The sequence below is a fragment of the Corallococcus interemptor genome (assembly GCF_003668875.1).
Lineage (GTDB): Bacteria > Myxococcota > Myxococcia > Myxococcales > Myxococcaceae > Corallococcus > Corallococcus interemptor.
Genome location: NZ_RAWM01000027.1, coordinates 40,136 through 63,724 on the forward strand (window position 1 = coordinate 40,136; position 23,589 = coordinate 63,724).

The 23,589-nt window shown below is 71.9% G+C and carries 18 protein-coding genes; 8 read left to right on the top strand and 10 right to left on the bottom strand.

The window, feature by feature from the left end; all coding sequences use genetic code 11:
• Positions 1 to 21: 21 nt before the first annotated feature.
• Complete coding sequence (locus tag D7X96_RS12860) at positions 22 to 957, top strand: pirin family protein (RefSeq protein WP_120546509.1); 936 nt, start codon at positions 22 to 24, stop codon at positions 955 to 957.
• Here the strand turns inward: D7X96_RS12860 and D7X96_RS12865 are convergent.
• Positions 948 to 1,556, bottom strand: coding sequence for a DUF2378 family protein (locus D7X96_RS12865; RefSeq protein ID WP_121721940.1), 609 nt, complete (start codon positions 1,554 to 1,556; stop codon positions 948 to 950). The genes D7X96_RS12860 and D7X96_RS12865 overlap by 10 nt on opposite strands.
• 83 nt (positions 1,557 to 1,639) lie before the next feature.
• A complete protein-coding gene (locus tag D7X96_RS12870) occupies positions 1,640 to 3,100 on the bottom strand; it encodes a sensor histidine kinase (protein WP_121769837.1) in 1,461 nt (486 codons plus the stop codon).
• A gap of 174 nt (positions 3,101 to 3,274) precedes the next feature.
• Here D7X96_RS12870 and D7X96_RS12875 point away from each other — a divergent pair, with 174 nt between their 5' ends.
• A complete protein-coding gene (locus D7X96_RS12875; protein ID WP_120546512.1) occupies positions 3,275 to 4,234 on the top strand; it encodes a PLP-dependent cysteine synthase family protein in 960 nt (319 codons plus the stop codon).
• Between the two features lie 7 nt (positions 4,235 to 4,241).
• On the opposite strand, the gene D7X96_RS12880 is transcribed toward D7X96_RS12875, so the two are convergent.
• The 3 genes from D7X96_RS12880 to D7X96_RS12890 form a co-directional block, all read right to left on the bottom strand.
• The gene (locus D7X96_RS12880; RefSeq protein ID WP_120546513.1) at positions 4,242 to 5,333 is read right to left on the bottom strand and encodes a Rieske 2Fe-2S domain-containing protein; all 1,092 of its coding nucleotides are present in this window, start codon (positions 5,331 to 5,333) and stop codon (positions 4,242 to 4,244) included.
• A 41-nt stretch (positions 5,334 to 5,374) separates the two neighbouring features.
• On the bottom strand, positions 5,375 to 5,788 hold the full coding sequence (locus tag D7X96_RS12885) for a four-helix bundle copper-binding protein (RefSeq protein WP_121769838.1): 414 nt from the start codon (positions 5,786 to 5,788) through the stop codon (positions 5,375 to 5,377).
• A 100-nt stretch (positions 5,789 to 5,888) separates the two neighbouring features.
• Positions 5,889 to 8,411: a heavy metal translocating P-type ATPase gene (locus D7X96_RS12890; protein WP_370450119.1), complete on the bottom strand. Its 2,523-nt coding sequence runs from the start codon at positions 8,409 to 8,411 to the stop codon at positions 5,889 to 5,891.
• 244 nt (positions 8,412 to 8,655) lie between these two features.
• On the opposite strand from D7X96_RS12890, the gene D7X96_RS12895 reads away from it, so the two are divergent.
• A complete protein-coding gene (locus D7X96_RS12895) occupies positions 8,656 to 10,704 on the top strand; it encodes a DUF7151 family protein (protein WP_147468293.1) in 2,049 nt (682 codons plus the stop codon).
• Positions 10,705 to 10,717: 13 nt separating this feature from the next.
• Here the strand turns inward: D7X96_RS12895 and D7X96_RS12900 are convergent, their stop codons facing one another.
• Positions 10,718 to 11,293, bottom strand: a complete 576-nt coding sequence (locus D7X96_RS12900; RefSeq protein WP_120546517.1) for an RNA polymerase sigma factor — start codon at positions 11,291 to 11,293, stop codon at positions 10,718 to 10,720.
• A gap of 15 nt (positions 11,294 to 11,308) precedes the next feature.
• Positions 11,309 to 11,887: a phospholipase A2 family protein gene (locus D7X96_RS12905; protein WP_121769841.1), complete on the bottom strand. Its 579-nt coding sequence runs from the start codon at positions 11,885 to 11,887 to the stop codon at positions 11,309 to 11,311.
• A gap of 124 nt (positions 11,888 to 12,011) precedes the next feature.
• Between D7X96_RS12905 and D7X96_RS12910 the strand changes: the two genes are divergently transcribed.
• Positions 12,012 to 12,476 carry a tetratricopeptide repeat protein gene (locus D7X96_RS12910; protein WP_233609446.1) on the top strand — a complete coding sequence of 155 codons (465 nt, stop codon included), beginning with the start codon at positions 12,012 to 12,014 and terminating at the stop codon, positions 12,474 to 12,476.
• A 10-nt stretch (positions 12,477 to 12,486) separates the two neighbouring features.
• On the opposite strand, the gene D7X96_RS12915 is transcribed toward D7X96_RS12910, so the two are convergent.
• Together D7X96_RS12915 and D7X96_RS12920 are read right to left on the bottom strand one after the other, a co-directional pair.
• A complete protein-coding gene (locus D7X96_RS12915) occupies positions 12,487 to 13,902 on the bottom strand; it encodes a sigma-54-dependent transcriptional regulator (protein WP_121769842.1) in 1,416 nt (471 codons plus the stop codon).
• Complete coding sequence (locus D7X96_RS12920; RefSeq protein WP_121769843.1) at positions 13,899 to 15,347, bottom strand: sensor histidine kinase; 1,449 nt, start codon at positions 15,345 to 15,347, stop codon at positions 13,899 to 13,901. The genes D7X96_RS12915 and D7X96_RS12920 overlap by 4 nt, the downstream gene beginning before the upstream one ends.
• A 16-nt stretch (positions 15,348 to 15,363) precedes the next feature.
• Between D7X96_RS12920 and D7X96_RS12925 the strand changes: the two genes are divergently transcribed.
• Positions 15,364 to 16,299: an MBL fold metallo-hydrolase gene (locus D7X96_RS12925; RefSeq protein ID WP_120546521.1), complete on the top strand. Its 936-nt coding sequence runs from the start codon at positions 15,364 to 15,366 to the stop codon at positions 16,297 to 16,299.
• A 31-nt stretch (positions 16,300 to 16,330) separates the two neighbouring features.
• On the top strand, positions 16,331 to 18,100 hold the full coding sequence (locus D7X96_RS12930; protein WP_121769844.1) for a M14 family metallopeptidase: 1,770 nt from the start codon (positions 16,331 to 16,333) through the stop codon (positions 18,098 to 18,100).
• A gap of 135 nt (positions 18,101 to 18,235) precedes the next feature.
• Here D7X96_RS12930 and cglD read toward each other — a convergent pair whose 3' ends face one another.
• Positions 18,236 to 21,628 carry an adventurous gliding motility lipoprotein CglD gene (cglD, locus tag D7X96_RS12935; protein ID WP_121769845.1) on the bottom strand — a complete coding sequence of 1,131 codons (3,393 nt, stop codon included), beginning with the start codon at positions 21,626 to 21,628 and terminating at the stop codon, positions 18,236 to 18,238.
• 261 nt (positions 21,629 to 21,889) lie between these two features.
• Here cglD and D7X96_RS12940 point away from each other — a divergent pair, with 261 nt between their 5' ends.
• Positions 21,890 to 22,639, top strand: coding sequence for a TIGR02266 family protein (locus tag D7X96_RS12940; RefSeq protein WP_244219566.1), 750 nt, complete (start codon positions 21,890 to 21,892; stop codon positions 22,637 to 22,639).
• A complete protein-coding gene (locus D7X96_RS12945) occupies positions 22,636 to 23,583 on the top strand; it encodes a serine/threonine-protein kinase (RefSeq protein ID WP_199747317.1) in 948 nt (315 codons plus the stop codon). The genes D7X96_RS12940 and D7X96_RS12945 overlap by 4 nt, the downstream gene beginning before the upstream one ends.
• The last annotated feature ends 6 nt before the right edge of the window (positions 23,584 to 23,589 follow it).

The following is a 23,589-nucleotide window of genomic DNA, read 5'->3' on the forward strand; positions in this document are numbered from 1 at the left end:
TCCTCGCAAAGGAGCCACACCATGAGCTGGGAAGAAGACCTGCAGGGCCGTGAGCCCCCGCCCTCCCTGGAGACGCTCATCGTCCCGCGCGTGCGCGACCTGGGCGATGGCTTCCACGTGCGCCGCGCCCTGCCCTCCGCGCGCCGCCGCATGGTGGGGCCCTTCATCTTCCTGGACCAGATGGGCCCCGCGGACTTCGACCCCGGCCGCGGCCTGGACGTGCGCCCGCATCCGCACATCGGCCTGTCCACCGTCACCTATCTCTTCCAGGGCGAAATCCTCCACCGCGACTCGCTGGGCTTCGTGCAGCCCATCCGCCCCGGCGCCGTGAACTGGATGACCGCCGGCCAGGGCATCGCCCACTCGGAGCGCACCGCGCCGGACACGCGCGCCGCCGGTGGCCGCCTCTTCGGCATCCAGGCCTGGGTCGCCCTCCCCAAGAAGCACGAGGAGGTCGCCCCCGCGTTCGTCCACCACCCCGCGGACACGCTCCCCGTCATCGACGGCGAGGGCATCCACCTGACGGTCATCGCGGGCCAGGTGCACGGCGGCAAGTCGCCCGTGCGCGCCCACTCCGACCTCTTCTACGCGGACGCGAAGATGGAGGCGGGCTCCCGCCTGAAGCTCTCCACGGAATACGAGGAGCGGGGCCTCTACCTGGTGGAAGGCACCGTGGAGGTGGAGGGCACACGCTTCCAGCCCGGCGAACTGCTGGTGTTCAAGCCGGGCAGCGAGATTGTCCTCAACGCGGAGTCCAAGGCGCGGATGATGCTCCTGGGCGGCGAGCCCATGGACGGCCCGCGCTACCTCTTCTGGAACTTCGTGTCGTCCTCCAAGGACCGCCTGGAGGCCGCCAAGGCGGACTGGAAGGAGGGCCGCTTCGCCGCCGTGCCCACGGAGACGGAGTTCATCCCCCTGCCGCCGGATGATCCGCCCGCGCCCGTGCGCTACCCGTAGAGCCGGCGCACCGGCGCCAGCGTGCCCGCGGGCCGCTGCGACTTCGCCTGCGACCACGTCAGCCGGTACGTCGCCGCCGTCCCGTCGAAGGCGATGGGCTTCACCTCCGGGGAGCCCGCGCCCGACGCGCGCAGCGTCTCCGCGAGGAAGCCGCAGGCGAAGAAGGGGTTGTCCGCCAGCACGTCCTTCACCCACAGGGTGGCGTCCTGCGTGGACAGCTCCTCCACCCGGACCTCGTTGAAGTTGTTGCCCGCGCGCAGGTTGTACGGCACGCGCTCCAGCGTCTTCCGCGGGCCCAGGTGCGTCACGAGCTGCATGCTCGCCCGCCCCACGGACGTCTGCTGGAAGCCCTTCAGGTAGCGGGCGCCCAATTCCAGATACGCCGTCTCCAGGGGCTGGCCGGGGAAGACATCCCGCGCGGCCACGTCCAGGAAGGCGCGCCACTGCTCCAGCGAGTAGTGGGGGCGCAGCGGTTCGGACAGGTTCAGGCCGGCGGCCTTCAGCTTCTGGCGGCCGTCACGCGTGAGGTAGGGCCCCAGCGCACGCACGAAGAGGGCTTCCACGCTCTGGGCGAAGATTTGCTTTTCGGATGGGACCATGCCCCCAGGGTGGAGTCGCCCCTGGGCATGCGGAAGGGTGGACGCAATGCATCCGTCCACGAGTCGTCAAACCCGTAGCTTTTTCAGCCTCGGGGCAGCCGCACGGTGAAGGTCGTCCCCTGGGCTTCCGTGGAGGTCACCTTCACGGAGCCGCCGTGGGCCCGGACGATCTGGTCGGTGATGTAGAGCCCCAGCCCCAGCCCTCCGGCCGTGCCGCGCTCCCGGTCGCTGCGGCCGGCGCGGCGCCACGCGGCGAACAGGTGCGGCAGCTGCTCCGGCGGAATGGGCGCGCCCAGGTTGTGCACCCGCAGCACGGCCTCGCCGTCCTGCCCCTCCGCGCTCACGCGCACGGGTGAATCCGGCGGGCTGAACTTGAGCGCGTTGGACACCAGGTTGCCCACCACCTGCTCCAGCCGGTCCGCGTCCCACGCGCCGCGCCCGTCGCCCCGCACGTCCAGCATCACCTCGCGCTGGGGCTGGCTGGCGCGCGCTTCCTCCACCGCGCCGCGCACCACGTCGAACAGGTCGCAGCGCGAGCGCACCACCGGCAGCCCCGCGCCCAGCCGCGCCCGAGCGAAGTCCAAGAGCTGGCGGATCATCCGCTCCATGCGCTCGGCGCTGGTGAGGATGCGCTCGGTGAAGACGCGCTGGCGGTCGGACAGCTCGCCCTGGCGCTGGAGCTGCTGCGCGGACATGGACAGCGCGTTGAGCGGATTGCGCAGGTCGTGGCCCAGGATGCCCAGGAACTGCTCGCGGAAGTCCTCCGCGTTGCGCGTCTCCGTGATGTCCTGGCCGGTGGCGATGATCGCCTCCACCGCGCCCGTGGGGCCCGTGGCCGGCGACATCGTGTACTCGAAGTGGCGCGGGCCCTGGTCCGAGGACAGCGTGACGCGGCCGCGCTGCACCCGGCCCGTGCGCCGCGCCGCGTCCAGCGACTGCGCGTAGGACTCCAGCTGGGGGTCCATGGCCCGCAGCGCGTCCATGTTCCTGCCCGGCACGTGCACGTGGTGCGAGCCGCGCGACGCGGCCACCGCCTGGTTGGCGTAGATGAGCGTCCCGTCGCCGTCATAGAGCGCGATGGGGTCCGCCGCCGCGCCCATGGCCAATTCCAGCAGGCGGCGCTGCTGCTGCACCTGGTCGGAGAGGACGCGCACCTCGCGCTCCGCGCGGCGCAGGCGCAGGAGCGCGTGCACCTGGGCCACCAGCTCCTCCGGGTCCACCGGCGCCACCAGATACGCGTCCGCGCCGTGCTCCAGCCCCTGGGCCCGGTCCGCGGGGCCCACCGCCTGGGCGGACAGGTGCAGCACCAGCGCGCCGCGCGTGCGCGGGGAGGCCTTCAGGCGCCGGCACACCTCCAGGCCGCTCATGTCCGGCAGGCGGACGTCCAGGATGACCAGGTCGGTCTGCTCGTCCGCGAGCGCCAGCGTCTCGCCGCCCGTGCCCGCCTCCAGCACCTGGAAGCCCGACAGGGACAGCACGCGCGACGTGACGTAGCGGCTGGCCAGGTCGTCGTTGACGTTGAGGATGATGGGCGCGGAGGACATGCGTGCGGATGAAGCGGTGGCCTCCTTCGTAATGGCTGGCACGGGGCGCGCCAAGCCTTGCACGTGGGAAAATGTCTTCTCTGAATGAACAGCCAGGGAAACGGGCGTCCGCCGACGCTCGCTGGACGACAGGGTGGGCTCCCCCGCCAGCGCGTTTCGCGGTAGGGATGACCCATGCGCCCTCCCTGCCGCCCGCTCCCCGCCGATGGCCGCTTCCTCCAGGCCGTGGGGCCCACGCCGCTCGTCCCCGTGCGGCTGGACCCGGAAGGACCGACCATCTGGTGCAAGCTGGAGTTCCTCAACCCCAGTGGGTCCACCAAGGACCGCATCGCCCGGTACATGCTGGAGAAGGCGTGGCGGCTGGGGGAGCTGAGCCCGGGCGGTGACGTGGTGGAGGCGTCCAGCGGCTCCACCAGCATCGCCATGGCGCTGGCGAGCGCGCAGATGGGCTGCCGCTTCACCGCGGTGATGCCGGAGGGCGTGACGGAGGAGCGGCTCATCGCCATCCGCGCCTACGGCGGCGAGGTGGAGCTGGTGCCACGCTCGGAGGGCATCCGGGGCGCCATCGCGAAGGCGGCGAGCCTGGCGAAGGAGCGAGGCGGCTTCGCGCCCCGCCAGTTCGAGAACCCGGACAACGCGGAGGCGCATCGCGTGTGGACGGGGCAGGAAATCCTGGCGCAGGTGCCAGGCGGCCTGGTGCACGGCGTGGTGAGCGGCGTGGGCACGGGCGGCACCATCGTGGGGCTGTACCAGGCGTTCGCGGAGGCGGGCTGTCCGGTGACGCCCTTCGTGGCCCGTCCCATCGCCGGGCTGGGCTGCGACATCGAATGTTGCAGCTTCAGCGCGCGCGTGCCGGGCGTGGTGGACGGCCTGTCGCGGCTGTACCGCGAGGCGGACATGCCGGGCCGGGTGGAGCTGGACGTGTCGGACGACCTGGCCATGGGCACCGCGCGGGCGCTCATCCGCCGGGGCTTCCCGGTGGGGCCGTCCTCCGGCCTCAACTACGCGGCGGCGGTGGAGGCGGCGAAGCAACTGGGCCCGCAGGCCCAGGTGGTGACGGTGTTCCCGGACCGCATGGAGCGCTACTTCTCCACGGAGCTGGTGCACCGGCCCGCGGCGCCCAAGGCCGGCTGAGCGGCCCTTACGTGCGCATGCGCACGCGCGTCTCGTGCACCGTGTCCGGAGGCGGCGCGGTGCGCTCGCGCTCCTGGGCGCGCATCAGGCGCAGGATGCTGGGGCCCAGGACGTCGATTTCGGTGGAGGCGTAGGCCTCCGTACCGAAGCGGCGGATGGAGTCCGTCTGCTTCGACAGGATGCGCGCGTCCTGTCCGAAGATGTGCAGGCCCACGGGCAGCACGAAGGGCACCGCGGCCTTGAGCAGCCAGCGCGGCACGGGCAGCTTCACCGTCACCACCGCGTACACGAGCGTGTCCCAGTCACTCACCGGCGTCATGGCGGAGTTGACCAGGATGTGGCTCTTGTCCCCCAGGCGGTACTCCACCTGCGCGATGGACGGCATGAGGAAGCGGTCGAAGTGCTGCACCACGCCGCCGCCCGGCGCGAGCAGCCTTCCCACGAGCCCCTTGGGCGCGGGCTCGCCCAGGTACTCCGCCTCCACGCGGTCCGCGCTCCTGCGCACCACCACGTCGATTTCGTTCTTCTTCTCTTCCGTGCGGAACAGGCCGCCGTGGAGGAAGGCGGTGTGCGGCACGTCCAGCGTGTTCTCCAGCACCGCGTGCAGCGACCCGGGCGCGCGCAGCACGCGGCGCACGGTGGTGTAGTCCGCCGCGTCCAGCAGCGGGAAGCGGAAGGGCTCCGTCGTGGGCTCGACGCCGGGCGTGGAGTAGACCCAGACGAAGCCGTCCTGTTCGCGCGTCGCGTGGGAAGAAGCGCAGCGGGAGCGGGCCTCGGGTTCGCCCAGCAGGCCCGGGATGAGCCGGCACTGGCCCCCGGTGTCGAAGCGCCACCCGTGGTAGCCGCACTCCAGCTGGCCGTTCTTCACGCGGCCCAGCGACAGCGGCACGTTGCGGTGCGGGCAGCGGTCCACCAGGGCGCCGGGCTTGCCGCCCTCCCCTCGGAAGAGCACCAGGGGCGTGCCCTGCAGCGTGCGCGCGAGCGGCTTGTCCCCCAGCTCCCCCGACGTGCAGAGGATGAACCAGGAGTGGGGGAGCCGGACGACGGAGATGTGACTGGGGGACGCGCTCGGGGCGCGCCCCTCCTCGCGGGCGTTCATGGGCCCAGTCTAATGGCCCCGGGCGTCCGTGCACGCCCCCTTCAGGCGGGCAGGTCGGCGGCGCGCTGGGCGGCCTCCGGGTTGAGGGGCTGGGGCATCACCCCGCCGCTCATCCTCCGGCAGGACTCCTCGCAGCGGCGGCAGGCCTCCGCGCAGGCCTTCATCAGGCCCTCGAGGCCCGTCTCTTCGCAGGCGGTCGCGCAGGCGGCGCACACCTCCGCGCAGGCGAAGCAGGTGCGGGAATGCAGATCCGAACCTCGGAGCATGAAGCGCGCGCTCGTGTCGCAGATGTCCGCGCAGTCCATCAGCAGCCGCAGGTGCCCGGGTTCCGCGAGCTTGCCTCCCCGCTTGAGGCCGTCCGCCAGCGCCTCCAGGCAGACGCGGTGACAGGACAGACAGTTGTCGATGCATTCCCGCATCTCGTCGTCGCTTCGCATCACTTCGGCGTTCGCCATGGTGGGTGTCCTTTCGGTTCCTTGAAGTCCACCCCTCACGGTGGGCACGCGTGAGGCCGCGGCCCGTCATCCCGCATGCCCGGACGGCCGGCTGCCGGGTCTAGACCTTCAGCCTCCGCAAGCGCAGGGCGTTGCCGATGACGGACACGGACGACAGGCTCATCGCGGCGCTCGCGAACAGCGGGCTCAGGAGCAACCCGAGGACGGGGTACAGCACGCCCGCCGCCAGCGGGACGCCCAGCAGGTTGTAGACGAAGGCGAAGAAGAGGTTCTGCCGGATGTTGCGCAGCACGCCCTGGCTCAACCCGCGCGCCCTCGCGATGCCTCGCAGGTCGCCCTTCACCAGCGTCACGCCCGCGCTCTCCATCGCGATGTCCGTGCCCGTCCCCATCGCGATGCCCACGTCCGCCAGTGCCAGCGCCGGAGCGTCGTTCACGCCGTCGCCCGCCATCGCCACCACGCGTCCCTGCGCTTGCAGCGCCTTCACCACGTCGCCCTTCGCGTCCGGCTGCACTCCAGCAATCACCTCCGTGATGCCCAGCCGGCGCGCCACCGCGTGCGCCGTCGTCGGGCTGTCGCCGGTGAGCATGACCACTCGTAGGCCTTCGTCCCGCAGCCGCGCCAGGGCCTCCGGCGTGGAGGTCTTCAGCGGATCCTCCACGCCCAGGAGGCCCGCCGCCCGGCCGTCCACCGACACCAGCACCACGGTCTGGCCCTCGTGGCGCAGCGCCTCCGCGCGCTCCGTCAGCGACTCCGCCTCCACGCCCAGGCCGCGCATCAGCGCCGCGTTGCCCAGCGCGACCTCGCGTCCTTCCACTCGGCCCCGGACGCCCTGCCCCGTGATGGACTGGAAGTCCTCCACGCGTCCGGGAGACACCCCGCGCTCCCTGGCTCCCGCGACCACTGCGGCGGCCAGCGGGTGCTCACTGCCGCGCTCCAGGCTCGCGGCCAGACGCAGCAACCCGGACGCGTCGACTCCCGGCGCGGGCTCCACCGTCACGAGGTGCGGACGCCCCTCCGTGAGCGTGCCCGTCTTGTCCACCACCAGCGTGTCCACCGCCGCCATCCGCTCCAGCGCCGCCGCGTCGCGGATGAGCACGCCCATGCGCGCGCCCTGCCCTGTTCCCACCATCACGGACATGGGCGTGGCCAGGCCCAGCGCGCACGGGCAGGCGATGATGAGCACGGCCACCGCGTTCACCAGCGCGTGCGCGAGCCTCGGCTCCGGTCCCCACACGCCCCAGATGACCGCCGTCACCACCGCCACCGCGATGACCGCGGGCACGAAGATGCCGGCCACCCGGTCCGCCAGCCGCTGGATGGGGGCTCGCGTGCGCTGCGCCTCCGCCACGCGCTGGACGATGCGCGACAGGAGCGTGTCCTTCCCCACCCGCTCCGCCCGCATCACCCACGACCCCGTGCCGTTCACCGTGCCGCCCGTCACCTTCGCGCCCGGCCCCTTCTCCACCGGCACCGGCTCTCCGGTGACGAGCGATTCGTCCACCGCGCTCGCGCCCTCCAGCACCTCGCCGTCCACCGGCACCTTCTCACCGGGACGCACGCGCAGGCGCCATCCCACGTGAACCTGGGACAACGGCACGTCCTCCTCGTGGCCATCGTCCGTGATGCGCCTGGCCGTGGCGGGGGCCAGCGACAGCAGGGCCCGCAGCGCTCCGGACGTCGCGTGGCGGGCGCGCAATTCCAGCACCTGCCCCAGCGCCACCAGCGTGAGGATGATGGCGGCGGCCTCGTAGTACACGGGCGCGGTGCCGCCATGCCCCGTGCGCGCGCCCTCCGGCAACAGGTGCGGGAACAGCGTCGCCACCACGCTGAAGGCGTACGCCGCGCCCGCGCCCAGCGCGATGAGCGTGAACATGTTCAGGTGCCGGTTCCGCACCGACGCCCAGCCCCGCTGGAAGAACGGCGCCCCCACCCACAGCACCACCGGCGTCGCCAGCGCGAACTGCACCCACACGTTCGCGGAAGGCGACAGCGCGGGCCGCACCGGCAACATGTCCGACATGCCCAGCAGCATCAGCGGCACGCTCAGCGCCAGCCCCACCCAGAACCTCCGCGTCATCGAACGCAGCTCCGGATCCGGCGGCTCCTCCACCGTCACCGTGCGCGGCTCCAGCGCCATGCCGCACTTCGGGCAGGTGCCGGGCCCGTCCCGCACCACCTCCGGGTGCATGGGGCAGGTGTATTCGACGCGCGTCTGAAGGACGGGCGGCGCCTCGGGCTCCAGCGCCATGCCGCACTTCGGGCAGGCCCCCGGCGCGTCCTGGCGCACCTCCGGATCCATGGGGCACACGTACACGGCGCCCGGCGCGGCGGGCGGTGGCGGGGTCTGGGGCTGGAGGAAGTGCCCGGGGTCCGCCTGGAAGCGCTGGCGGCACTTCGGATTGCAGAAGAACCAGGTGTGCCCCTCGTGCTCCCAGCTGCCGCCCCGGGGCGCGCGGGGGTCCACCTCCATGCCGCACACGGGGTCGATGGCCGGCCCTGCTCCGCCCTCTTGGGGCGGCGGCCGGGAGAAAGGCGAAGCAGGGGGATGCCGATGGGAATGCGTCACGTGAAGCCTCCTTTCCCCGGGCCAACGCGGCACCCGTCGAGCTCTTACACACATGCGCCATCCCCCCTCCCGGCGCCTCCGAACCGTCCGCGCTCCTCCCACTGGCGGGCAGGGCGCCAGGCAGGCCGGGGCCCTGTCCGCGCGGGGCATTTTCCGGTAGGAGGCGGCGCCGGCGGCCTGGAGTTCCAGGGGCTTGCGCGCCCGGACGCGGTGGACTCGCGGCGAAACAGCCTGGAAAATCCCACCGCTCCGTATGGCAAGGGAAGCAAGGTCGGGGCCCGACCAGAGAGAGCACCGAATGCGACGCATGTGGGGCACGTGGGGGGCGATGCTCGCCCTGCTCGCGAGCGGCTGTGATGCCATCGACCTGTCGAGCATCACCCAGCGCGACGCGAAGACCCGGGTGCGCCCGGAGCCCCCTGGCGGGCACTGCGAGTTCGGCGGCGACCGGGTGGACTCCGGCCTGGACCGCGACCGCGACGGGGAGCTGGACGACTCCGAGGTGACCGACACCGAGTACGTCTGCGACGACCCCACGCCCAAGGTCCGCACCCGCATCCAGGCCGAACCCCACGGCGCGAACTGCGCGCTGGGAGGCCAGGCGGTGCAGTCCGGCCTGGACCGGAACTTCAACGGGCAGCTCGAGGACGGGGAGGTCACCCTCACCGACTTCGTCTGCGCCACCTCGGTCACCAACGTGCTGCTGCGCACGCGGCAGGTGACTCCGGGCGAGAAGTGCGCCCTGGGCGGGCAGGTGTCCCACGCCGGCCATGACGCCAACGGCAACGGGCTGCTGGAGGACGAGGAGATTTCGCAGGAGGTGTACGCCTGCGACGATCCGGCCCCCGTCCTGTCACGGCTGCGCACGCTGCCCCCCTTCACCGCGCCGTGCGACGGGGACGACCAGGGCGGCCTCGTGCTGGAGGCCGGTGGCGACCAGAACGGCGACGCCGTGCTCTCGGCGTCCGAGGTCGAAGCCACGGCCTATGCCTGCGGCCTGGAGCCCTCCGACCTGAAGGTCTACCACGACGGAGAGGGCCCCGGTCCGGACTGCGCCCGGGGTGGCATCCGCGTGGACGCCATCCAGGACCGGGACCGCGACGGAGACCTGGATCCGCACGGCTTCGCGACGGCGGTGTTCGTGTGCCAGACCGCCCGCGTGCATGACGGGGACTTCACGGTGACGGGCCCCGTGGACCTGGTGGCGCTCGAGGGCGTCACCCACCTGCGGGGCGAGCTGATCATCTCCGCGCCCACGCTCACCGACGCGGTGCTCCCCTCGCTGGCGGTCATCAACAAGAGCCTCACGGTGCGGGGCAACGCCAGCCTGCGCCGGCTGTCCATGCCCGCCCTGCGCTTCGTGGGCGGCAGCGCGGAGGTGACCTCCAACGCCCGGCTGGACGTGCTCACGCTGGGCACGGCGCCGGACACGATGGTGCAGGTCCAGCGCAGCCTCCTCGTGGAGGACAACCCCATGCTCCCCACGCTGGAGGGGCTGGCGGCGGTGCAGCCGGCGGACAGCATCTCCCTGCGCGCGAACAACGCGCTGGTGGAGCCGGGCCTGCTGCCCTACGTCCACGTGCTCAAGGGGTCGCTCACCATCGAGGACCACCTGCGGATGGACCGCACCCCCTTCATCCAGCTGACCCAGGTCCACGGGAACGTGCGCATCGCGAACAACCCCGCGATGGGGGGCCCCTTCGGCCTGGAGCAGCTGACCTCCGTGGACGGCGGCCTGGAGCTGCGGGACAACGCGCTGCTGGAGCGGCTCCACCCGCTGGCTCGGCTCACCTCCGTGGGCGAGCTGTTCATCTCCGGCAACCCCCGGCTGACGGACACGACGGGGCTGGAGCAGCTGGCGTCCGCGGGCCGCATCCACATCCAGGGCAACAAGGAGCTGGTGAGCGTGGGGGACATGCCCGCGCTGGCGCAGGCCGGGGCCTTCTCCGTGAAGTTCAACGAGAAGCTCCAGCGCGTGCGCGGCCTGCCCCTGCTTCGCACCACGGACACGCTGTCCGTCGTGGGCAACCCGCTGCTGACGTCACTGGAGGGCTTCCAGCGGCTGACCCGGCTGACCACGCTGGAGGTGCTGGGCAACGCGGCGCTCACGAACCTGGGCGGCCTGGCGACGCTGCGCGAGCTGGACGTCCTCAGCCTCCAGGGCAACGCGGCGCTCACGGGCTTTGGCCTGACGGAGCTGGCGCGCGTGTCGCTGGCCTTCGTCGTCGTGGACAACCCGAAGCTGCCCACGTGCCTGGCCACCGCGCTGGCGGGGGACGTGTTCATGGGCGAACCGCTGTCGGGCATCAACATCGGCCAGAACGACAACGCGGCGACGTGCCCTTGAACTCAGGCCGCCTTCAGCGGCGGGGCTTGCAGGAGCAATCCAGGCAGCCGTGCGCCGCGCACGCGCCGCAGCCCCGCTCCAGCGACCGCTTGAGGGCAAGCCTGGCGCGGTGCAGCCGCACGCCCGCGTTGTTGGAGGTGATGCCCACCTCGCGCGCCACGTCCGGCACCGCGCGCCCCTCCAGGTCCACCTGGCGCACCAGCTGCGCGTACTCGGGCTTGAGCGTGGGCAGGAGGTCCGTGAGGCACGCGCACACCGTGGACTCCAGCTCCAGGTCCACGGTGGCGGCGTCCGCGTCGCGGGCCTCCACCTCCAGCGCGCGTCCCTCCGCGGACTGCCGGCGATGGTGGTCCACCAGGGCGTTGCGCAGGAGGCGGTAGAACCACGCCACCGCGCCCTCGCCGTCCTTCAGCGCCCCGCCCTTCTCCAGGGTGCGGGCGAAGGCCGTCTGGAAGAGGTCCTCCGCGACGGCCCGGCTGCCCACCCGCCGCTCCAGGAAGGCGAGGAAGCGGCGCTGGTGGGCCAGGAGCGCCGCCACCACGTCCTCGCGGTCCGGGGGCAGCGCCGCTTCTGTCCCTTCAGCGTCCATACGACGCTTTGAGTACTACGGAGGGCCGTAGCCCTGCACGCGGGAGTTCAGCTCCACCGCGGTGGCGTAGATCTGCGCCCAGGCGCGGTACTTGAACTTCGCCACCCCGCCCTTCTGGTCGTTCGCGTAGTCGAACATGTCCTGGCGGAACTGCGCGTCCGCGGCCTTGCGGGCCTCCGGCTTCAGCGGCGTGCCCTTGCGGTCGTAGTAACGCAGCAGGTCGTAGCCGTAGTCGTGCGTCTTGGCCGCCGGGTCGAACTCCTTGTCCGGGCCAATCTTGCCGGGGACGGAGGCGTAGCCGAGCGGATCCTGCATGCGCTGGCCGTGCGGCGTCTGGATGGCGTAGGGCTTGTAGCCCATCACCTGCTCGAAGTCCGCCGGGGGCGGGCGCGCGCCGGTGAGGTACTCGCTCATCAGCTTGCCGTGGTCGCCCGGGGGCGCCTTGCCCACGGCGCCCGTGCGCTGGGCGGCGTTGGTGCCGGAGGCGAAGGAGTCCTTCACCGCGTTGCGCGCGGCGGGGGCGGCGGGACGCGCGGCGGTGGACTCCGTACCGGAGGTCTGCGGCGGGCGGACGGGCGTGTTGCGGATGATCATTGGGGGGACCTGGGGGAGAAGTCTTCTCGATTTTTCGGAAACCGCCTGCCCAAAGTTGCGGCCCCCCACCCAAACTCGCGCAGAATGCGCCATCAACGCACCGCGTGGTGCACTGGAGGACACCGTGGCGAACTACCTGTATTCCGAGGGCATCAAGGAACTGCGCGCTGGCAACTTCGAGAACGCGCAGCGTCTGGTGGAGCAGGCGAAGAAGCAGGGGGACGCCACCGTGGAGGAGCTGCACGCCATGGCGTTCGCGATGGACGGGCACGGCCAGCGCGGCTTCGCGACGGAGCTCCTGCAGGAGGCGCTGAAGCAGCAGCCCTCGGCGGTGGAGCCCGCCTGTGTCCTGGCCATGTTCCACCTGGAGAAGCAGGAGGACGCCCAGGCGGAGGCCGTCCTGAAGCCCGCGCTGGCGGCAGCTCCGGATCACCCCAAGGCGAACCTGTGTATGGCCATGGCGCTGGCGAAGACGGAGGCCGCCCGGGCCCGCGCGCACCTGGCCAAGGCCGCGAAGGACACCGACCCGGACGTCCGCGCGCAGGCGGAGGCGCTGGACAAGGTGCTGTCGCAGCACGAGCCCCGCTAAGGGCCCTGCTTCAGTCCCCGCGCTTGAAGTCCTCCGTGCGGACGCCGTAGCGCTTGAGCAGGCGGTGCAGGCTCTCGCGCTCCATGCCCGCGCGCTCGGCCGCGTGGGTGACGTTGCCGGAGAACTCCTGCATCAGCGCGGTGAGGTAGTCGCGCGACACGGCGTCGCGCACGCGGTCCACGGCCTCGCGGTAGGGCTGCTTCGCCAGTGCCTCGGCGGGCAGCGGGCCGACGGACATCTGGACCACGGGGACACGCGCCGTGCCCAGCTCTGGCGGCAGGTCCTCCGGAACGATTCGGGGGCCCGCCGCCACCGCCGCCGCGCGCGCCACCGCGTTCTGCAGCTGCCGCACGTTGCCGGGCCAGGGCGCGTCCGTGAGCGTGCGCAGGGCCTGGGGCGTGAAGCCCTCCAGCTCCGGCCGGTTCGCGCCCGCGAGGAAGTGCATGGCGAGCAGCGGGATGTCCTCGCGGCGCTCGCGCAAGGCGGGCATGCGCACCGTCACGCCGCCCAGCCGGTAGTAGAGGTCCTCGCGGAAGCGCCCCGCTGAGACCTCCTGCGCCAGGTCCCGGTGCGTCGCCGCCACCACGCGCACGTCCACCGTCACCGGCGTGGTGGTGCCCACGCGACGGATCTCCTTCTCCTGGAGCGCGCGGTTGAGCTTCACCTGCACGGGCAGGGGCAGGTCCCCCACTTCGTCCAGGAAGAGCGTGCCGCCGTGGGCCTCCTCGAAGAGGCCGGCCTTCGCGCCGGTGGCGCCGGTGAAGGCGCCCTTCGCGTGGCCGAAGAGCTCGCTCTCCACCAGCTCCGCCGGCAGCGCGCCGCAGTTCACCGCGACGAAGGGCTTGTCGCGGCGCGGGCTCTCGCGGTGCAGCGCGCGGGCGGCCAGCTCCTTGCCGGTGCCCGTCTCGCCGGTGAGCACCACGGTGAGTTCGCGCGAGGCCACCTGCGCGAGCAGCGCGTGCGTCTTCTGGAGCGCCGGGCTGGTGCCACGCAGGCCGTGGAAGTCCGGCATGCGGGATGCGCGGGCGGCCAGCCCCCGCGCGTCACGGGACTGGCGCTGGCGCTCCAGGGCGCGAGCGACGACCAGGGCCACCTCATCCGGGTCGAAGGGCTTGGACAGGTAGTCGTACGCGCCTTCCTTGATGGCCTCCACGGCCTTGGGGATGCTCGCGTAGGCGGTGACGAGGACGACCTCCGTGTCCGGCGCGCGCCGCTTCACCTCGCGCAGCACCGTGAAGCCGTCCGCGCCCGGCATCTGGATGTCGGTGACCACCACGTCGAACGCTCGCGCGGAGAGCAGCGCCAGGGCCTGGAGGCCGTCGGGCGCGGTCGTCACCGCGTACGCGTCCCCCAGGATGCGCGCGAACAGCTTGAGCATGTTCTCCTTGTCGTCCACGACGAGGACCGAGGGCTTGCCGCTGCTCATGCCGCCTCCTGTCGCGCGGGCAGCGACAGCGTGAAGCGCGCGCCGCCCAGGGCGCCCGTGTCCACGTCGATGCGGCCGCCGTGCGCCTCCGCGATGGCCTGGCTCACCGCGAGCCCCAGCCCCGTGCCGGAGGGCTTCGTCGTGAAGAAGGGCTCGAAGAGCTGGGCCCGTGCCTCCGGCGTCACGCCGGGCCCGGAGTCGGACACCGCCACGCGCGCGGCTCCGTCCGCGTCCCCCGTGATGCGCACCTCCACCCGTCCTCCCTCGCCCGAGGCCTCCGCCGCGTTCTTGATCAAGTTGAGCAGCACCTGCCGCAAGCGCGGGGCCTGCGCCCACGCGGTGCCCTCGCCGTGCACCTCCACCGTCACCGCGCCCAGCTTCGTGGCCTCGCGCAGGCGCAAGACGACCTCCTCGCACGCGTCGCGCAGCGCCACCGGCTCCAGCGGTCCCCGCCCCGGACGCGCCAGGTCCAGCAGGCCCTCCACGATGTCCTGACAGCGCACCGCCTCCTCCTCCACCACGCGCAGGTCCTCCGCGAGCGCGCCCTCCGCCCGCCGCTGCAACAGCCGCACGTACCCGAGGATGACGCCCAGCGGGTTGTTGATTTCGTGCGCCACGCCCGCCGCCAGCCGGCCAATGCCCGCCAGCTTCTCGTGCTGGACGAGCCGCGCCTGGTGCTCGCGCAGCGCCCCCGTCATCCGGTTGAGCTGCGCGGCCAGGTGCCCCAGCTCCCCCGGATCATCTTCAGGAATGCGCACGTCCAGGTCCCCGTGAGCCAGCCGCGCCGCGCCCTCGGACAGCCGCGCCACCGGCCGCGCCACCGAGTTGCCGATGTACACCCCCACCCCGGCCGCGAACAGCGTGGCCCCGCCCAGGAGGAGCAGCGCCCAGCGGAAGCTGTCGCGCTCCACCGCGCCCACGTGCGACTCGAAGGCCGCCATCGACGCGTCCGAGTCCGCCGTCAGCGCGTCCACCCGGGCCTGGATGCGCGACACCCACTCCAGCGCGCGCCCGTGCGCCGCCTCCACCGCGCCCGCGTCCTTCGCCAGCACCGCGGGCAACAGCGTGTCCCGGTAGAGCGTGTCCAGCGCGTCGCCCGACGCCTGGATGTCCGCCACCGCCGCGCGCTCGTCCGCGTCGCGCGCGTGCTCCGCCAGACTGCGCGTCAGCGCCTCCACGCGGGCGCGGGCCTCCGTGTGGAAGTGACGGTGGCTGTCATTGCCCAGGATGATGGTGTGCGCCAGGTGCGCGTACTGGTCCCTCACCGCCGTGGCCAGCTCGCGCGCCTCCCGCGCCCGGCCGCCCACCTCGCGCAGCGCGCGCGTGCCCTCGTGGATGTCCGCCAGCCGGCCGAGCGCATAGGCCGACGCCGCCGCGAACAGCGCCACCAGCGCCCCGAACGCGAGCAACACCCTGCGGGTCGTGGTGCCGGAGACAGGTCCCATGGAACGGTTTATATGACTGACAATGCGCTTCAAGAACCTGGATGGCAGCGGACCGCAGCCCTTCACCCGCGTGTTCAAGTGGGCCGTCACGGACAAGCTCACGGGCAAGCGCCGCGACTCACCCGCGCGCGCCGTCGTGCCGCACGTGGAGCCGGATCTGGCCCTGCTCGCCACCCCGCCCGCGCCGGGTGAAGGCGCCCGCCTCACGTGGCTGGGCCACGCCAGCTGGCTGGTGCAGCTGGATGGCGTGTCGCTGCTCATCGACCCGGTGCTGCGCGACGCCATCAACGTCGTCATCCGCCGCAACGTGCCGCCCGGCGTGCCCGTGGAGAAGCTGCCGCGCATCGACGCGAGCCTGGTGACGCACAACCACTACGACCACCTGGACCTGCCCACGCTCAAGCAGGTGGGCGCCCGCATCGTCACCGGCCTGGGCCACGCGCCGGTGTTCCAGGGACAGGGCCTGCCCTTCCACGAGCTGGACTGGTGGGAGTCCACGCAGGTGGGGCCCGTGCGCGTGCACTACGTGCCGTCCCAGCACTGGAGCCGCCGCGGCCTCAACGACGCCAACGAGATGCTCTGGGGCGGCTTCGTGGTGGAGGGCTCCAGCGCGCGCGTCTACCACTCCGGCGACACCGCCTACTTCCAGGGCTTCAAGGAGATTGGCGCGAGGTTCCCCAAGCTGGACGCGGCGCTGTTGCCCATTGGCGCCTATGACCCGGCGTGGTTCATGCGGCTGCAGCACATGAACCCGGAGGAGGCGGTGCAGGCCTTCGAGGACCTGGGCGCGCTGGCCTTCTTCGCCATGCACTGGGGCACCTTCAAGCTCACCGACGAGCCCCTGGACGAACCGCCCGCCCGCCTGGACGCCGAATGGCTGCGCCGGGGCTGGCCGAGAGACCGCGTGCACGTGCTGCCCGTGGGCGGCACACACACCGTGCGGCACGGTTGAGCGCTGGCGGGGCTTGTGGTCTCAAGCGGGCATGCTCCTGCCCACCCTCGCAGCCCTGGTCCTCACGCAGGCCCCACCCCCTCTCACCACCGTCTCCGAGCAGAGCGGCTGGAAGCGCACCGGCCGCTACGCGGAAGCGGAGAGCCTCTGCCGCGCCTTCCCCAAGGCGTTCCCCGGCAAGGCCCGCTGCGACACGCTGGGCACCACGCCGGAGGGCCGCCCCATGGTGGCGCTCGTCGTGAGCCCGGACGGCACCCTCACCGCGGACGCCGCGCGCAAGAAGGGGCGCCCCGTCGTCTTCTTCCAGGGTGGCATCCACGCGGGTGAAATCGACGGCAAGGACGCCGGCTTCTGGCTCTTGCGCGACGCGCTCCAGAACCGCGCCTCCGTGCCGGACCTGCTCAAGAACGTCACCGCCGTCTTCGTGCCCGTCTTCAACGTGGACGGCCATGAGCGCTTCAACCCCAACCACCGCCCCAACCAGGTGGGCCCGGAGGAGATGGGCTTTCGCGTCACCGCGCAAAACCTCAACCTGAACCGCGACTACGTGAAGGCGGACGCGCCGGAGATGGCGCTGCTGCTCAAGTACCTCCACGCGTGGGACCCGCTGGTGTACGTGGACCTGCACGTCACGGACGGCGCGAAGTTCGAACCCGACGTGTCCGTGGGCCTGGAGCCGCAGAAGTCCGGCCCGCCCGGCTTGCGCGAAGCCGGCACGAAGCTGGTGGATGAGCTGCTCGCCGGCCTCACCGCCGAAGGCCACCAGCCGCTGCGCTTCTACCCGTCCTTCATCAAGGACGACGACCCGACGAGCGGCTTCGCCTACGGCGTCCCCCCGCCGCGCTTCAGCCATGCGTACTGGTCCGTGCACCACCGCTTCGGCGTGCTCGTGGAGACGCACTCCTGGAAGAACTACGCCCAGCGCGTGAAGGCCACCCGCGACGTGCTGGAGGGCCTGCTCAGGCTCGTGGGCCGCGACGGCGCCGCGCTCCTGGCCGCCGTGAAGGCGGAGGACCAGAAGGCCCTGTCCGGCGGCGTGCGCGAGGTGGTGCTCGGCTGGGAGAACACGCCCAAGCGCGAGACGATTGAGTTCAAGGGCTACGTCTACGAGCGCCTGCCGTCGGAGGTCTCCGGTCAGCCGTACATCCGCTACGACGACACGAAGCCCCAGACGTGGAAGGTGCCGTACGCGCCGGACGTGCAGCCCGCCGTCACCGCCACGCTGCCCACCGGCGGCTACCTGGTGTCCGCCGCGCACGCCGCGTGGGTCGCGCCCAAGCTGAGCGCGCACGGCATCCAGTTCCAGCGCCTCACCCGCGCGGTGCCCGCCGCGAAGGTGGAGTCGTTCCGCTCCAAGGACTTCCAGTTCCAGGCGCGCTCCAACGAAAGCCACCAGGGCCTTGCCGCCAGGGGCGAGTGGAAGCCGGACACGCAGGACCTGCCCGTGGGCACGCTGTACGTGCCGGTGGCGCAGAAGAACGTGGAGCTGGTGGCGCACCTCTTCGAGCCCGCGGGGCCGGACTCGCTGCTCGCGTGGGGCTTCTTCAACGCCCACTTCGAGCAGAAGGAATACATCGAGGACTACGTGCTGGAGCCCTTCGCCCGGGAGCTGCTGGCGAAGGACGCGGGCGTGAAGGCCGCCTTCCAGGAGCGCATGAAGGACCCGGGCTTCGCCAAGGACCCGCGCGCCCGCCTGCGCTTCTTCGCCGAGCGCCACCCGTCCTGGGATGAGCGCCTGGGCCTCTACCCCGTGTACCGCGCCGCCAGCGCGCCGCCGAGCCTGGGGGCCTGGCCGCGGTGAAGTAGCGAAGGGGCAAGAAGAAGCCCCCGGCCCGCTTGCCCTGGTGAAAAGGGGCGTGCGCGGAGCGGGGGCTTCGCAAGTCACTCACCGCGCTCCCGGTCCATGAGGCACCGGGAGCGCGTCTTCATTCACGGCCTAGCCGATGGGCTTCTCGCAGACGCACGCGCTGACGTTGCAGGTGAAGCCCGGCGCGCAGCCGCCGCAGTCCGGCTTGCAGACGCAGGCGCAGAGGCCCGGGTCGGCGCCGTAGCCCGTGCCGCAGTTGAGCGCGCCCGTGTCGCAGACGCAGCCGCAGGCGTTGTTGTCGAACTTGTAGCCCGCCGCGCAGGTCGCGGACTGCACGCAGCTGCACGAGCAGGTGTTCGTGTTGCACGTCTCGAAGGTGCCGCAAGCACCGCCGCAGTCCGGCGCGCACTTGAAGTCACACACCGCGCGGTCCGTGTCGCACACCTGGCCCGGGGGCGCCGTGCCACCGCAGTCCGCCGGGCACTCGCACTTGTCCGTGGTGCGGTTGCAGGCGAGCTTGCCCTTGCAGAAGTCCGGGTCCTTCGGGTCGTAGTACTGCGTGTCGGACGCGCACGGCGGCGGGTTGCCGTTCGGCTTGGTCGTGCGGTCGATCCAGTAGCGGTACGACAGCGCCGCCTGCGTCTTGCCGGACTCCTTCGGACGGCACGCGCCGTAGAAGGACACGGTGCGGTTGATGCCGTCCACGTCGAAGCCGTTGGTGCGGCTGCGCGGCAGGTCCCCGATGCTCGGGCAGACGGCCGGGTCCACCACCGCCTCCACCGCGACCTTCAGCGAAGCGCCAATCGGCGGCTTGAGCGTGCGGTAGCCCACCGACGCGATGACGCTGTCCACGATGGCGTTGATGGTGTTGGTGATGGAGGTGTTGTCCCGGATGCTACCGGACACGCCGCCCGTGGCCTGGATGACGTCCAGGTGGCGCGGGTTCGTGTTGTCCTCGCCCGCGTAGCACGGGGCGCCGTCCGGCGGGCAGATGATGCCGTGCACCTGGATGGGCTGGCCCGTGGGGTTGCTCGTGGTGCCGGACGTGGTGCCGCTGTTGAGGAAGTACGCGGAGTAGTTGGCCACCGTGTCCGTGGACTGGTCCTTCACGTCCGTGAGGATGACCACCACCACCTTGGCGCCCGGACGGATCTTCGTCTCCGCGCCGCCCGTGGAAGCGGCCATGTCGTTGATGGCCTTGCGCGCCGCCTCCAGCGGACGCTCGCTGCCGTCACCGGCCAGGCCCACCCAGCAATGGGTGTTGGCCGTGCAGGTGGTGTTGGGCAGCGGCGTGTACGTCGGGTTCTGGGTGGTGCCGCCCTTCACGGCGCACACGTTGTTGTTGCACACCGCGTTCTGGGTCAGCCACGCCTTGAACTGGTTGATGTTGGTGGTGAAGGGACGCAGCACGTTGCGGTTGGCGCTGCTGCCCACCGTGTAGCTGGTGGTCACCATGGACACGCGCCAGTCCAGCGTCGCGTTGCCCAGCTTGTTGGCCACCGCCGTGCCCGCGTTCGCCAGCGACGTCTGGGAGGACGCCATGGAGCCCGAGTCGTCCACGACGAAGAGGAAGTCCACCACCGCTGTGTTGCCGGTGAAGACCTCGCACTGCACCGCGTCCGCGTCACCGAACTGCGCCAGCGCGGAGCCGCCCGCCGTGTCCGCCGTCGTGAAGAGGCTGCCCGCCTCGTTGTAGCGGGCCGCCGGCGTGATGGCGAGGACCACGACCACGCTCGCGTTGGAGCGGTGCACGTACTGCGCCTGGATCTTGAACGGACCGGTGATGCCCGCCGGGCCCCCGAGGGTTTCGGTGCTGTTGAGCACCAGCTGGCGCGCCAGCGAGTTGGTGAAGTCCTTCAGGTCCGTCGTCCCGGCGAGCGCGTAGCGGGAGACCGCCGCGGGGAAGCCGTCCCAGGTGGTGAACGTCTGCGTGAACTCCACGTCGGCCGGCGACAGGAGCGCCGCGCCGGTGCGGATGCCCGACTCGTCACCGGAGGGCGTGGTGGAGGTGCCCACCTGGCCGCGCTTGTACGCGATGAACGTCACCTGCTTCGTGTCGTCATGGCCCATCACGCCCACGGTCTGGCCGGCGACGGTGAGGTTGACCATGTTGGCGGTCTTGAAGGTGTTGGGCAGCGCCAGCCGGATGTCCGCGCCGCTGTCCTCCTTGAAGGTCACCGTGCGCAGGTTCTGCACGCTGCACGCCTTGCCCGCGGGCGTGGTGGCCGCGCCGTCCTTGGGGTCCAGCGGGTTGAGCTCACCCGGATCCACGCGGCCGTTCTGGTTGGAGTCCTCCGCGCCGTCGGGGATGCCGTCGCCGTCGGAGTCCGCCTTGTTGGGGTCCGTCTTCGTCGCGGGGTCCGCGTCGCCCACGTAGCCGCAGTTGTTGCGGGGGGCCGCGGCCGTCGTCACGCCGCGCTCCACGCCGTCGAGCAGACCGTCGCCGTCCGAGTCCGGGTTGCTGGGGTCCGTCTCGCCGGGGTCCACCTGGCCGTTGGAGTTGGGGTCCTCACCGAGGAAGCCGTCGCGGCCGGCGCCGTCCTGCAGGCCGTCGCAGTCGGTGTCCGTCAGGCGCGGATCCGTCTCACCGGAGTCCACGCGGCCGTTCTTGTTCGTGTCCTCCACGCCGTCCGCCACGCCGTCGCCGTCCGTGTCGGCCTTGTTCGGGTTGGTGCCGGTGGCGTTCTCCACGGCGTCCGGGATGCCGTCGAAGTCCGCGTCGGGGATGGACGCGGCGCAGTCCGCCACGCGCGGGTTCGTCTCACCCGAGTCGTGCTTGCCGTTCTTGTTCACGTCCTCGGCGCCGTCCGAGCAGGTGTCGCCGTCCGTGTCGGGCTTGAGCGGATCCGTGCCCGTCTGCTTCTCCAGGCCGTCCGGCAGGCCGTCGCCGTCGCTGTCGCGCAGGCGCGGATCCGTCTCACCGGGGCTCACCGAGCCGTTCTTGTTCGCGTCCTCCTCGCCGTCCGGCAGGCCGTCACCGTCGGAGTCCGCGGTGTTGGGGTCCGTCTCCGTGAGGTCGCGCTTGCCGTTGCGGTTGGCGTCCTCCAGGCCGTCCGACAGCCCGTCGCCGTCCGTGTCCGCCTTCACCGGCGAGGTGCGCGTGGTGGGGTCCAGGTCCGGGTAGAAGGAGCAGCTCGGATCCACACTGGAAGTGCGGCCCACTTCCACACCGTCGCGGATGCCGTCGCCGTCCGTGTCGCGCAGGCCGGGGTTCGTCTTGAGGTTGCCCGTGTAGACCGTGGAGTACTCCTCCTGGTCCGTCAGGCCGTCGCAGTCCGAATCCTTCGTCGCGTTGTTCGGATCGTACGGGTCGGTGGTGACCGGGCCCGGGTCGGGGTCGGGGTCGATGATGACGCCCGCGTCCTCGACGTAGCCCGCGTCGAAGCCCGCGTCGAAGCCCGCGTCGTTGCCACCGTCAGTGGGGGGATCAACGGGGCCGGGGTCCGGGTCAGTGCCGCCACAGCCCGCCATGAGCGTGGCGGCGAGCAGCGTGCCGGAGAAGAGTCGAATCCAATTGCGCATAACGGGTCAGCACTCCGGAAAGGGGGGTTACGGAGAACACCGGCAGCATAGAGGGATGCGCAACTGATTCCGATGTAGGTACGCCCTGGGGCCGATGCCGAATCACGATTCGTAAACTTGGCGTTCACCGCTGTCGCCTGTTTCCGGCTGCACTGTCTTTACGGGGGCCAGGAGGGCTCGGTTATCGTCCGCCCCGTGCCTGTGTTCGGTCTTGCGGCGGTCTGGGGGGAAGCGGCTTCGCCTGAGAAGGCGGCGGCCGTCGTGGAGGGCCTGGGCGCGCTCCTGCCGTCCGCGCAGTCGATGCAGCTCGTGGTGGCGTTTCGCGACGAGGCCGGCGCGCTGGAGGTGAAGGTGGAGGTGCCGGGCTATCCGCGCGCGGCGGTGGAGCGGCTGGGCGAGGAGGTGCGCAAGAGCGGCGGCACGTTCGTGGAGCTGTGGCGTCTGCCCAAGGCGGAGCGGGACGCGCTGCGCTCGCGGAGCCTGGCGGGAGGCACGCCCTTCGCCGGCAACGAGCGCGAGCAGGCCGCGCAGGAGCTGCGCCAGCACCTGGAGGCCCTGGCCGCGCGAGGCCCCCTGCCCGCCGCGCCCAAGGCCCCGCCAGCCGAGGCACCGCCCGCGCCGCCAGCGGCTCCCCCCGCGAGCACGCCGGCGCCGGAGCCCGCGTCGTCCCCCGCGGCCTCTGGTGACGAACCCCAGCGCCGCGCCCGGCGTTTCGCGGTGAAGCTGGAGATGGAGTTCCGCACGGAGCTGGACTTCGTGCGCGAGCACGCGCTGAACATCAGCAACGGGGGACTCTTCGTGCGCACGGCGCACCGCCCGCCGCAGGACAGCGTCGTCACCGTGGACGTGAAGCTGCCCAACGGCCAGCGGCTGCAGGGCGAGGCGCTGGTGGTGCACGTGGTGGATGATCAGTACACCGGGGGCGTGGGGCTGGCCTTCCTGAGCGACGACGCCACCTTCGCGTCGACGCTGGACGGCTACCTGGCGAGCCTGGCCGGGGAGAAGGCGTGACGTTGGAGGAAGGACAGACACCGGAGTGGCCGCGCGACCTGGGCCGGTTCCAGCTGCTGTCGCGGCTGGGGCGCGGCGGCAACGCGGAGGTGTTCCGCGCGCGGATGCTCCAGGGCCCGCGTGCGGGCGAGGAGGTGGCCCTCAAGCGCGTGCGGCCGGAGCGCCTGCGCGACGCGGAGGCGCGCGAGCAGCTGCTGCACGAAGGGGAGCTGGCCCGGTGCCTGGACCACCCGCACATCGTGGGCTTCCGCGAGTACGGCGAGCTGGCGGACGGGCCCTACCTGGCGCTGGAGCTGGTGGACGGCACGGACCTGGGGCGCGTGCTGGCGCAGTGCCGGCGCCGGCGCATCGAGCTGCCCATCGACATCTCCGTGATGATGGTGCGCCACGTGCTGGAGGCGCTGGCGTACGCGCACAAGGCCACCAACGCCAAGGGCCTGCCGCTGGCGCTGGTGCACTGCGACGTGTCCCCGCACAACGTGCTGCTGTCGCGCGGCGGAGAGGTGAAGCTGGCGGACTTCGGCGTGGCCCGCTCGCGCGCGGGGCTGGCGATGGACCTCCGGCGGGTGGGCAAGCAGAACTACCGCTCGCCGGAGCTGCTCGCGGGCGAGGTCTCCGTGGCGGTGGACCTGTGGGCGGCGGCGGTGCTGCTCTATGAGCTCCTGTCGCTGGAGTCGCCCTATCCGGACGGGACGGCCGAGGAGGTGGAGGCGTCCATCCGGGGCCTGCGGGTGACGCCGGTGCGCATGGTGGCGCCGGAGGTGTCGGATCCGCTGGCGCTGGTGCTGGACAGGGCGCTCGCGCCGCACCCGTCGCAGCGCTTCTCCTCCGCGGAGCAGTTCGCGCGGGCGCTGGCGGCGCTGAGCGACGACCGGGTGGCGACGCCGCTGGCCGTGGCCGCGGTGGTGCGCGGCCTGATGGGCGCGGAGCCGGTGACGGGCTGACGGCCG